General features: G+C 43.0%; 11 protein-coding genes and 1 pseudogene. 1 reads left to right on the forward strand and 11 read right to left on the reverse strand.

The annotated features are described in order from the left end of the window. Window positions 1-8: 8 nt before the first annotated feature. Together ABIE48_RS15485 and ABIE48_RS15490 are read right to left on the reverse strand one after the other, a co-directional pair. The gene (locus ABIE48_RS15485) at window positions 9-1202 is read right to left on the reverse strand and encodes an aminotransferase-like domain-containing protein (RefSeq protein WP_192714007.1); all 1194 of its coding nucleotides are present in this window, start codon (window positions 1200-1202) and stop codon (window positions 9-11) included. A gap of 713 nt (window positions 1203-1915) precedes the next feature. Beyond that, on the reverse strand, window positions 1916-2857 hold the full coding sequence (locus tag ABIE48_RS15490; RefSeq protein ID WP_192714006.1) for a zinc-binding dehydrogenase: 942 nt from the start codon (window positions 2855-2857) through the stop codon (window positions 1916-1918). 124 nt (window positions 2858-2981) lie between these two features. Between ABIE48_RS15490 and ABIE48_RS15495 the strand changes: the two genes are divergently transcribed. Continuing rightward, the gene (locus ABIE48_RS15495) at window positions 2982-3902 is read left to right on the forward strand and encodes an MmyB family transcriptional regulator (RefSeq protein ID WP_192714005.1); all 921 of its coding nucleotides are present in this window, start codon (window positions 2982-2984) and stop codon (window positions 3900-3902) included. A 453-nt stretch (window positions 3903-4355) separates the two neighbouring features. Here ABIE48_RS15495 and ABIE48_RS15500 read toward each other — a convergent pair whose 3' ends face one another. From ABIE48_RS15500 to ABIE48_RS15540, 9 genes and pseudogenes are all read right to left on the reverse strand, one after another. Beyond that, window positions 4356-4508, reverse strand: a complete 153-nt coding sequence (locus ABIE48_RS15500) for a hypothetical protein (protein WP_260869148.1) — start codon at window positions 4506-4508, stop codon at window positions 4356-4358. Window positions 4509-4682: 174 nt separating this feature from the next. Next, on the reverse strand, window positions 4683-5195 hold the full coding sequence (locus ABIE48_RS15505; RefSeq protein WP_145018986.1) for a DUF4871 domain-containing protein: 513 nt from the start codon (window positions 5193-5195) through the stop codon (window positions 4683-4685). A gap of 356 nt (window positions 5196-5551) precedes the next feature. Further along, the gene (locus ABIE48_RS15510; protein ID WP_145018984.1) at window positions 5552-6061 is read right to left on the reverse strand and encodes an NUDIX hydrolase; all 510 of its coding nucleotides are present in this window, start codon (window positions 6059-6061) and stop codon (window positions 5552-5554) included. Between the two features lie 293 nt (window positions 6062-6354). Then, window positions 6355-7236, reverse strand: a complete 882-nt coding sequence (locus ABIE48_RS15515; RefSeq protein WP_145018981.1) for a fumarylacetoacetate hydrolase family protein — start codon at window positions 7234-7236, stop codon at window positions 6355-6357. Window positions 7237-7251: 15 nt separating this feature from the next. Then, window positions 7252-7460 (reverse strand): annotated as a pseudogene (locus ABIE48_RS15520) (short-chain dehydrogenase); the annotation flags it as partial. A gap of 193 nt (window positions 7461-7653) precedes the next feature. Beyond that, window positions 7654-8520: a class I SAM-dependent methyltransferase gene (locus tag ABIE48_RS15525; protein WP_192714004.1), complete on the reverse strand. Its 867-nt coding sequence runs from the start codon at window positions 8518-8520 to the stop codon at window positions 7654-7656. A gap of 357 nt (window positions 8521-8877) precedes the next feature. Next, complete coding sequence (locus ABIE48_RS15530) at window positions 8878-9213, reverse strand: hypothetical protein (RefSeq protein WP_192714003.1); 336 nt, start codon at window positions 9211-9213, stop codon at window positions 8878-8880. Then, window positions 9195-10271 (reverse strand): anti-sigma factor, encoded by a 1077-nt coding sequence (locus ABIE48_RS15535; RefSeq protein ID WP_192714002.1) that lies wholly within the window; start codon window positions 10269-10271, stop codon window positions 9195-9197. The genes ABIE48_RS15530 and ABIE48_RS15535 overlap by 19 nt, the downstream gene beginning before the upstream one ends. Then, window positions 10271-10756, reverse strand: coding sequence for a sigma-70 family RNA polymerase sigma factor (locus ABIE48_RS15540; protein ID WP_192714001.1), 486 nt, complete (start codon window positions 10754-10756; stop codon window positions 10271-10273). Before ABIE48_RS15540 ends, ABIE48_RS15535 begins: the two co-directional genes overlap by 1 nt. Between the last annotated feature and the right edge of the window lie 318 nt (window positions 10757-11074).

Here is an 11074-nt window from a genome sequence, read left to right on the forward strand (position 1 = left end):
CAAAGATCCTATCCCGAATAGATAGAATAATAAGCCTCAGCCAGGCTTCGTATTCCTTTTCTGATTTGCTCCTCACTGCAATGACTGAAGCAAAGTCGCAAGTATCGGGCCCCTTTTCCATCGTTGAAAAATGCATTTCCGGAAACAAAGCTTACACCTCTTCTGTGTGCCAAAGGAGCTACGGCATTTACATCCACATGTTCACCAAACGTAACCCAGATGAAGAATCCCCCGTCTGGTACGGATACCTGGATCTCACTACCCAGTTCTTCATGCAGAACCCGGATCATCGTATCCCGCCGACTGCGGTAACGATCGCTCAGACGCTCTACCTGCCTATCAAAATCATAGTGTTCAAGAAGTTCCCCTACGATCTCCTGCGTAAATGGGTTAAGCTGGCTTCCCAGCGATAAAGTGGCCATGTACTGGATGATTTCTTCCGGGGCGATAACCCAGCCCAGCCGGAGTCCCGGACCCAGCGTTTTCGAAAAGGTACTGACGTAGATTACCCGTTCTGGAGCAAACGAGTACACAGCAGGGAGGGTGGTCCCATTGAAACTCAGCTCAGCGTATGCATCATCCTCCAAGATATACACATCATAATCTTTGGCTAGTTGCGCCAGCTGCCGTCTACGCCCGATAGGTAGCGTTGAGCCTGTAGGATTTTGAAAGGTTGGCATGACGTAGATAAATTTAGGTAATTTACAGCCTTCTGCCGATGCCTTCTGTAGAGCCTCTTCAACCCGATTCACCTGCAGGCCTTCTTCATCTACAGGAAAGGAGCGGATATGTGCGCCGGCAGCTCGAAAGGATTGCAGGGCATTGAAGAAGGTCGGCGCTTCCACCCACACCTCATCCCCGGGATTTATCAGAATCCGTGCAGTCAGATCAATCCCCTGAATCGCCCCAAACACCGGAAGAAAGTTGCCCCCTTCCGCATGTAAGCCAAATTTGCGAACACGATTTAGCACCCAAGACTTGACTCTGACAGGCCCTTGAGCCCCCGAATAATGCAGCAGATCAACCCGGGCCACTTGAAGGGCGGCATTAGCCGCCTCGTTTAATTCCCTGATAGGCAAGAGATCCGACGCCGGAAAACCATACGATAGATGGACATGCTCTGGTTCTGCCGATTTCGTGCCACCTATGGACGGTGGCGGTAAATGGTTGGAAAAGCGGGACGGATAAGCTAGGTTCCCCATGAATAATAACCCCCTCCTTCTAATCATCATTGAAATGTAGAATGATAAAACCAATAATTCCGATATGTTTTATGATAATCGAACAAAACCATGCTTCATAATAGAACAATCAAATATATGGATTGATTTTTTATCAGGGACATAAAAAAGGAGAGCCTTATCCAGACTTGATGATCGTCAATGCATAATAAAAGGCACCCGTTTAGGGTGCACCCAAAGGAATCTATGTGGGACATCTTTCTTGACGTAACCCCGGAACAATTATTTGGTAGGAGCTTCTCTGTGAAATTAAATCTCCCCCATATGTACGGAAAAGGCAGCCGACCGAGATTGGACGGCTGCCTTCTTGCCTACTTAATTAAACTCATGTTGTTGTAAACTGCCCGTTAGCTTAAAAGCGATGATGCCAATAATATTAATGCCTTGCCTTTAACTGTTATTAAACTTCAGTTCTTGCTTCTGGTACTCCATGACTCCCCTGCTCTTCGACTTCTCTGACCCGTCGGTAAAAAGTCGTCCTCTTCATATCAATTTGTCGCTTAGCCTCGGTTGCAGTTATTAGTCCGTCCTTCCATTCCTGGTGCACCCGAAGAAAACGATCATCGATTTCCTTCCGAGGTCTTCCAAATGTAACTTCGTGCAACCTCCATACCCTCCGCCTGTCGTTGTCGGTTCTTCTTTCGCCTCTGTTCAGCCACGGCCATTTTGGGGTATTAATTTTCTAAATGCAGGACTGCTTTTCCGCTATACTTCCGTTCCATTAATTGATCCGCTACCCGTTTGATATCTGTCCATGGTGCTTCCACCTCAATTCTGGGAATCAGTGTTCCTTCCGCGATCTGCTCAGTAAGATACCGCAAATCATCCGGTACGGAATAGCCCTTTAATTCTTCTAACAAATACAATCCATATAAAGTCGTCCGGCCCGTATGAATTAAGTTCCTTACGTCTATGGATGTAAATGGTGAGCTGGAATACCCCATCGTTACTCCAACACCTTCAGGTGCCAGATGGGATAAAAGACTTGCAAGCGTATCCCCGCCAACCGTGTCTATGATCAGATCATATGGCCCGAATTGCCCTGCTCTTTCGGAGAGTTCACCAACAACAATCTGATTTGCCCCGTCTTCACGAACCAGATTAGCCTTCTCTTCCGATCTGGCTGTTCCGACCACAAATGCTCCTGTCCGGGCAGCGAGCTGATGGGCATAAACGCCAACCCCGCCCGTAGATCCAGTTATCAACACCTTTTTCCCAAGAAGAAGCCCTCTTTTTTTAAGCGCATAGAGGGCGCTGAGCCCGGCGACTGGAATCGTCGATGCTTGTGCAAAAGAAACAGAATCTGGTATTTCAGACATCAAGGAAGTCCGGGCAGCAATTTGTTCCGCCCAGGCACCGAATGGGAGTAGTCCGACGACACGGCTCCCTTTTGCCGGCCCCGATCCGTCTGCAGCCTGTTCGATCACGAGGCCTGAATAATCCCATCCTAGCCGTTGCTCAATGTCTCCGCTCAAGGAATCCCTGATTTCACCACGGTTTAGAGAAATGGCTTTTACTTGAACGATCGCCTCATTAGATTGGGGGATCGGCGGTTCCACTTCCTTTATAATAAGCCGCTCTGTAACTAACGGATCTGCAATGATTGCACGTACCATGATTGCTCCTCCTCGGCGTATATTGGATCCCCCCAAATTGACAGGGGATTTACCTAGGAGTATAATTCTCTAACATCTTTTGACCAAGAGTAAAAATACACCTCCCGGAAAGAGGAGATGAACCATGATTTATTCATCCAATGCTCATACGGAGACAAAAGTTCTTAGAGCGGTAATCGGTGAAATCGAAGCGGTCAGAAGCAAGCGCCAACAGCAATACCGCGAACTCCAGTCCCACCCGGAACTGAAACGATTTACTCAGCAAGAGCTAAACGATGTAGCCTTTACTTCGTATAAAAACATATTATCCGGCCGCTCAAGACGCATTCCAAGCCGGACGGCTATCATGGATATTGCCGATTATCTGGAGTGTACATCAGCAGAACGAAATGATCTTCTGCTTGCCGCAGGCTATATCCCGGAACATTACGAATTGACGGGAACAGCTCTTAAACTAGCCTTAGAACAAGCTAAGCTGATCCTGAGTGGTCTTCCTCTCCCCGCCTTCATTGCGACCCACAAGTTTGATATTACCGAAATGAATCCCATGTTTCAGGGTTTGTATGGCGTGAGTTATGATACGCTTCACCACGGTCGTTTTAATATGATCCACAATCATTTCAGTCCCGATTTACCCATTCGCAAACGGTCCTCATTCAACGAGGAATCATTCCAGAAATGGGAATCTCATGCCATATACGGAATTCAGACCTTTAAGCTGAATAATATGTATTTTCGTCACGACGCTTGGTATCGCGACTTACTGCAAGATTTTAACCGATATGAAGAATTTAGAACCTATTGGGACTATGAAGCGGAGTCACCTGAGGACCCTATTTCCGAGCCAAAAATGCTCCTCGTTCGTAAAGGAGAAGATTCGGAATGGTTTCCCATTCGCGTGCGCCAGATCCACATATCCGTCAGCAGCTACATGTTTCCCCGAATTGAGGCTTTTTTGCCCGAAGACCTTCCGGCGAGACACATGTTTAAGTGGCTGGGTTGTCCCGTTGAATCTATGCTTGACCGTTATCAAGTGATAATCTAAACTTTGAACGGACAATCCACTTGACTAGCACAGAACATAAATCGTTAAACCCAAAAAAAGCCGCAGCTATGCGGCTTTTCAGCGTGTATGTTCTTGTCGTCTTACAGAAGATCAAACTAATCTTGCCACCGTCATATCGATTCTCGCATGGCTGCTGCAGAGTTTTTTTCCACGCTAATAACGGCCAATGTCTCCGTGTCCCCTTCTCTTTTATCCCTTCGTTTTTCATATACCGTGCCCCCGATTTTCGAGCCGATAAAACTGCATATGCCTGCAGAGAACAAAATGCCTGAAAGCGCTGCAGCCGAAAGCTATTATTAAACTATCGTTCCCCGTTAGTTGAATGTAGTAAAAAAGGGACTCATGATATTTTGTCATCATTCCGAACAAGGCATACAGTCCATGTTTTATGTAACCATGCTCTTGTCATCAGTCGGGAATGTTATCAAGTTATCAGTTTGATGGCTGATTTTCGTTTTGAACGGTGCGTTTTCCATAAGCGCAAAGAAAGACACGTACGCCTTCAGTGATGATACGTTTGGTTTGTTCCTCAAGTTTAACTTCTTCGTCTGATTTTAATGTTGAAATGTCTTCATCGAAATCCAATGCCGTTCCTCTCCTACTGCCCATACAATAAATTCTGATTGACCGCTAATTTTATCTTGATCCATGTTTTTTTCACCTTCCCCTCACCTTTATTACAATGGCTTTTAATAAGAGGAAAATCGCCTTATTGAAAAGGCGGTTTATTGAAGCTAACGTTTCCCGTTAGTTCAATGTTCATTTGACTTCGACATTAATACTGCCGAACAACTTTTCATCAATATAAGCGCTAAGCTGCCAAATGCCAGGTTCCGGTAGCTTCATTGAGGATGGTAAATGTGCATCTGCACCGTTATTTGGACCGAACAATGATGTAGGAATATCAAAAATAAACGGATTTATCTTCTCACCGGATTTTATATTAATGGCATCAACTTTAAATTCTCCGTCCAAATCAGCTTTACTTCCCCATAAGTGCCACATATGTTTATTAGCCTGATTCGCCACGAAATCCGGTCCCAAGATACCGATTTTCCCTTCTATGCCTTGCATTTCGATTCCTTCACTTACAAACTTTGGGCTGACTTCTGCATCTTTTTCTGAAGTATTTGAACAACCAAATAAAATTAGCAATCCAACGATTAATATACTAGTACTAAGAAATTTCACAATAATCACTCCTCCCGTTAGCGGAGCCGCAATAGCTAATGATTTAATCTTATACGCTCTCCGTTCCATTATTTCCGACAACGTATTCTTTCCTCAAAAATCCGTATAGATCTGTAATGTGAATCCTTATCAACCACGGTAACCATATATGTTCTTGTCTTTTTCGGCCAACGAAATATGTTCTTGTCGTCGGGTTTGGACAATAACATATAGTGTTAAAACATAAAAAGTTGCTCCTACGCGGCTATTATGGGTCTATGTTCCTGTCGCATACAAAATAAACAGCAGCCCCTTACTCTCCGTTATCCTGCCTGTTAGTTGAGGAAAAAGCAGCCAGCTTTTAGGTCGGCTGCCCTCAAATATCTTCGTTGAGCTATCATATCACGTTAGCTTAAAGGACTTGGTTGCTACACTTCAGGTTGCTACACTTCAGGTTGCTATACTTCAGGTTGAACACCGTGAGGGTCTAAGCGAGAAATCCGTTGAAGCGGCTTTGTCTTCCAAAATTCATACGGTACGAGCCCCTTACTCCGAATTGCATCTAATGATCGTGACTTCATATGAGGACGAGTAATGTACTGTTCTATGTTGCTCACCGTCAACCTTACAAACATAGCTTCCGTTATCTCTTCGGGCTGAATTTTTAATTGTCCTTCAATGATGTCTGCTCTAAATACCACCGATAATAGATTGCTTGTTTCCTTGTAATAAACTCCCGTTACACCAATGGGACGTATCAGAATTCCAGTCTCTTCTAGGACTTCACGAGTAATTGCATCATCAAGTGATTCACCTTCTTCTACATTTCCACCAGGGAATTCCCACGTATCCGGGCGCCAATGAGTCTTTACTAACAAAACTTCACCTTTATTATTCTCAATGAGTGCCGACACTGAAATCTGATGTTTTGGCGGTAAATATGCATCTACCAAAGAAATCCCCCCCATTCACAAAGTATCCTCAATCACCATATAACATGAAATTAGCTTGTCGCCTTACAATATGGATTTTTATATCATAAATGTTATGTTTAAAATGAGTGTAATTCGAAAATTTCGACGACGTATTCGTGTCAGCGCTTTCCATTAACTTCATCTCAATCGATCTCATTGCAAGTTTCGGGTAAATTCTGACTGGGGTGGTGCTTTCGGGAATGTATTAGCAAGCGCCGCTTACGATGGCAAAAAGGAACCCGCTGCTGGCACGGGCGCTGCGTCGGGTCCCTTTTTAAAGTGCAGGCTTATTCGGATATCATGCGGTTCGTGAGGCTGCCCAGCTTCTCGATATTGATTGTGACGATGTCACCGGCCTTTAAGTAGACCTGATTCTCTGGCGGTTTGCCGAGCACGACGCCTTCCGGCGTTCCGGTCAAAATAATGTCGCCGGGCACGAGCGTCATATGGTGCGAAATGTAGCTGACGATCTCGTCGCAGCGGAAAATCATGTCCGACGTGTTGGAATGCTGTCGCACTTCGCCGTTTACTATGCACTTGATGTCTAATGCGTTCGGATCGCCGACCTCGTCCGCGGTAACGAGGTACGGCCCGAGCGGCGAAAATTTGTCGCACGACTTCCCGAGCAGCCACTGCTGAGTGCGCATCTGCAGGTCACGCGCGGACAAATCGTTGGCGGCGCAGTAGCCGAATACGTAGTCCAGCGCCTCTTCTTTGGCGACATATTTGGCCGTCTTGCCAATCACGATGACGAGCTCGGCTTCGTAGTCAACTTTCTCCGATGTGCGCGGCAGCGGCACGTCTTCGCCGTCACCAGCCAACGTGTTGCTGAATTTGCTGAACAGAATCGGATACTCCGGGACTGGCGCGTTCGTCTCCTCGGCGTGTTTGCGGTAATTAAGGCCGACGCAAATGATTTTGTTCGGGTGTGTAACACACGGTCCGAGCTTGAGACCAGATTTTCCGAGCAGGACGTCGCTGCAAGACGCCAGTGTGCGGTTAACTGCTTGCTGCAGCGTCCGTATCGCTTCCTCCCCTCCTTCGATCACTTCGTGTACGGTGCGTGGCCCCGGGCCGTCACCAAGCGCCGCCGCAACGTCGACGATGCCTACCTCGGTAGCGACACCGAGACGGTATGTATTACCTTCAAGATAGGTTAGCAGTTTCATAGGTTATGGTCCTCCCTAAGCATTTTTTCCGAAGACGAGGACGCCATCGATGTAGAGTGGCAAGCCCATCATGAACTTCGGTTCGTTGGAGGCGTGGAACAGTGCCTCATACTTTTCCTCCGGATCGGAATACGACTGGCGCAAATATTACTTGACAAACGGAGTCAAAAAGGGTGTTGTACGTACGGTGCGTAGTCGACCTGTATCGACTTGGTCAGAGCGAGCCTCGTGAATCGCCCCGTCGCCGCTGATGTCGGCATTGCTTGAAGAGCGTGGTGCCTCCGACGTGCGCTAGGGATCCGGCGAGGAACTTAAGAACTGAAACTAAAATACTGGTTTCTTTACTCTTTAAAGATCACCAATCAAGAAAACTGCCTGTTAGAGAAAAGTCTTCAATTGAGCTATCGTTCCTGTTAGTTAATTCAATTCACAAATAAAAGCCGCAACTGGTTTTGAAATGATCAATTCTCCCCCACATGATTCAATTTTTTGTCTAGTTAGAGTAAGGAAAGTGTGTGAGATTGCTTCCCGTTGTTCGCGGCTTAATGATATGTCATGAAAAGGACCTTGATAGAGTTGAGTTGCCATATAGTATTTTAACACAGGCTCTGGATCTGTTACCTTGAATCCTGCCTCATAAGTTAACAGTTTTACTCGATTAAAGTGCTCTAACAGTATGGCTTCCCCATTTTCTAAGGAAAAAGGAATCGGATCTTCTTTAATTTCAAATGGTATATGTAACTGATGCATTGTCTCCTGATGCAGTGCGAAGAATTCAGGCATCCCCTGGCTGCTATTAGTAGTAGCTAAAAATTGTCCTGTATTTCTTAAAACTCTGCTAATTTCCTTCAATCCTTTTTTCAAATCAGGTAGATGGTAAAGCATGTGATTAGCCATGACGACATCAAACTCATCAGAAAGAAACGGCAATTTCTCAGCGTCAGCAATCATATGGAGGATAGGTAGCCCTTCCTGTTCTGCCTGAATACGTGCTGAATTCATAACTCCTTCTGTTAAGTCACAGCAAACCATAAACCCGCCATTATTCTTCAAAATTTTACTGGTGGGGATCGAGAACCTCCCATTCCCTGTCCCAATATCAAGAACGCGTTCACTGCCCAACAAGTTAAGCTTATCTATGGTCCAAGTTTCAAACATTTCTTTTGATATTCCGTATTTACCCATGACCTCATACTTAGCACTAAGATTATTACCTGTGTTATAAATTGATTGTATGCTTTCTTTATTTTGTGAATTCTCGTAGTAGTTCCGGACTTGACTCATTTTCTCCCCTCCTAACCGTACTTTAATTGTTCATAAATTCAATATAAATTAAAATTTCGATAAAAGTTAGGGGTTGAATTTGTCGATATTCCTGTAGTCTAATTAATACTATCCTGCCCGTTAGCTTAATGTCTGAAGCCAGTTATAGATTTGTTACTCCGTTTTTCCGGGCATCAGCTTATCGTACTCGGTTCTTCTTTGGACCCTGCTCAGCCACGTGTTATAAAATGCTAAAAACTACAATATCTTTAAAACAAAAAAAGCCGCAATTTTACGCGGCTTATAAGCTTGTATGTTCTTGTCGTCTTACAACCTTATCATCATTCTTCTGTTTTAATCAAACAGAAGTTTCTTATATCATGGTTTTGTGTTTATGAATAAAGCAAAAATCAAAATAGTATAGCTAAAAAATAAGATAAATGCATTTAAAATTATTCCCCACCACGCATATGACCTTGTTCCCCTTCTCTTAAAAAGACCCAGAACTCCCAAAACCAATCCTATAATCCCAGTTTCCTTTAACGGGAATATATTCATTACTAACAAGTCTTGTTGTATTAAACCAATATTAATGATAGCCAATTCCAAAATTCCTAAGAATGAAGATATCATGCCTAAGATATTAAATATCTGCCACTTCCAAGTGCATTCCTTCTTGTTAGGATCTTTTCCTTTTATGAATGCCAATTCCATAATTTAGAATCCTCCACCTTTATGGTACGAATCATAGGCTTGTCTTCAATTTTTCTTATCTCATTGACTGGGCCGGTAACGACTGCACCATATATTTTAATACCATTCTTCTCTATATAAGTTAAACCCTTGGATATAGAAAGGGCTTTTGCCCTAGAAACTTGGGTTGCTAATTTTTCATTTTTGGACAGTGACTTCAATATACTGATAAAAGTTTCTTCATTTGATTTCGACCCAATAAATGGTGACCAGGGATCGCTATCTTTCATAAAGGGATAGCCTAATGGCGATGTATATATGCCCTCTGCATTTTCACCAGATTCCCCGGTTTCAACCGCTACCCAAACAACATCAAGGTTCGGAAAGTAATTGTTGATTTCTTCTGGTGTGTAATCTTTATCAAAAGAAATATAAACTTCTGCTACAGTATCAGAGGCCAGGCCATTAAGGACTTCTCGCTCCCTAAAATCATCAAATGTCATAGAAGCATCAGGGTGAAGAAATCCAGTGCTTTCAGATGAAACAAAAGCTTCGGGTACCGGTTTATCAAGTAAATTCCTTCGATCTACTGAAGAAACATGATTTCCTAGAAAATGAATATTATATTCGGCAGTTCTAAAGTCTTCTTTCCCTACCCTTTTAAGAGTGTAAAAATATGCATCCATAGAAAAAATCCCAATTTTACTGCTTATACCCTGCCCTTCTATTTTAGTGTTTGGTTCTGTAATATATGCAATTTTGCTTATGGTGTCTAACATCTGGTTCGCTTTTCCCGAGTAATACATATAGGTGACAATAGTAAGAGCTGGATTTAATAATAATAGAATTGCGAGCACACTTATAATCGTTGTCATTCTCGAGTGGAATTTTGCCTTTTTTATTATTTTCTGTTCTTGGGATCCCTCGAAATTCTCAATTGACCTATAGTCATTAACAAAATCATTAAGGGTATCATAATAATCGTCATGAGTTTTAAATTTAGGTCCTTTTACATTTTGATTTGTATCATCAGATCCCGATTGATCGTCCTTCTTCTTATCGTCATCGTCCTTCATCATTACCTTGACCTCTCTTTTTGAAGTATTTCTCTTAATTTTCTTCTACCGCGTATTAGATGACTTTTTAGTGTATTTAAATTAAGATTCAGTATATCCGCAGCTTCGATCAGTTTTAGCTGATGAAAATCACAGAGTAAAATAGCTTGGGCCTCATTGTCAGACAGAGTTCGTATTAATCTAAGGAGATTTTGTAAACCATCTTTGTCGATAGTATGTTTTTCCGGTGACCGGTAATCTAGTTGTTCATTTAGTTTTTCTTTTAAAATTAACCTCTTTCTTTTGCGCGTATAGTCAATAAACACGCGGTAACCTACTTTAAATAGCCATGGCTTTACTGCATCAACTTCACTACTTTCTAAGTATAAATAAGCCCGATAGAATGTTTCATGCACCATATCCTCCGCTAAATAATGATCATTTGAAAGGGAAAATAAATATCGGTATAAATCATTTACATACCGTTGATAAAGAAGCTCTAAATCCATTGTGTACTCCTTTCAATGTATCCACGTTTAGCGTATTAATAAAGTTGCATGAAATTATGTATTTTTTTAAAAAATTTAACTGCAAACCCAGTGTTTTGTTGGTTATAATCCCGAATCCAAGGCGGCTTACTTTTTGAAAACAGGAAACAGTTCCACCGCCCCAACCATAAAAAAATCACAATAAAATAAAAAGAACCCAAAATCAGACCTTCTTTAAGAGGAGGAAATGATAATGGATTTTAGTGATTCTCGGTCTGTTCGATTCGGAAGACAAGATATAAGTAAGATGCTTCCCTTTGTAGTATTAAAAAAAAGTAT

It is taken from the genome of Paenibacillus sp. OAE614, assembly GCF_040546645.1.
Lineage (GTDB): Bacteria > Bacillota > Bacilli > Paenibacillales > Paenibacillaceae > Paenibacillus_AQ > Paenibacillus_AQ favisporus.

Bases quoted from the DNA above. Each gene is read 5' to 3' on its own strand.
- ABIE48_RS15535 (WP_192714002.1), bottom strand. From the start codon at position 10,271: ATGATGAAGGACGATGACGATAAGAAGAAGGACGATCAATCGGGATCT.
- ABIE48_RS15525 (WP_192714004.1), bottom strand. From the start codon at position 8,520: ATGAGTCAAGTCCGGAACTACTACGAGAATTCACAAAATAAAGAAAGC.
- ABIE48_RS15515 (WP_145018981.1), bottom strand. From the start codon at position 7,236: ATGAAACTGCTAACCTATCTTGAAGGTAATACATACCGTCTCGGTGTC.
- ABIE48_RS15485 (WP_192714007.1), bottom strand. From the start codon at position 1,202: ATGGGGAACCTAGCTTATCCGTCCCGCTTTTCCAACCATTTACCGCCA.
- ABIE48_RS15495 (WP_192714005.1), top strand. From the start codon at position 2,982: ATGATTTATTCATCCAATGCTCATACGGAGACAAAAGTTCTTAGAGCG.
- ABIE48_RS15510 (WP_145018984.1), bottom strand. From the start codon at position 6,061: ATGGGGGGGATTTCTTTGGTAGATGCATATTTACCGCCAAAACATCAG.
- ABIE48_RS15540 (WP_192714001.1), bottom strand. From the start codon at position 10,756: ATGGATTTAGAGCTTCTTTATCAACGGTATGTAAATGATTTATACCGA.
- ABIE48_RS15490 (WP_192714006.1), bottom strand. From the start codon at position 2,857: ATGGTACGTGCAATCATTGCAGATCCGTTAGTTACAGAGCGGCTTATT.
- ABIE48_RS15530 (WP_192714003.1), bottom strand. From the start codon at position 9,213: ATGGAATTGGCATTCATAAAAGGAAAAGATCCTAACAAGAAGGAATGC.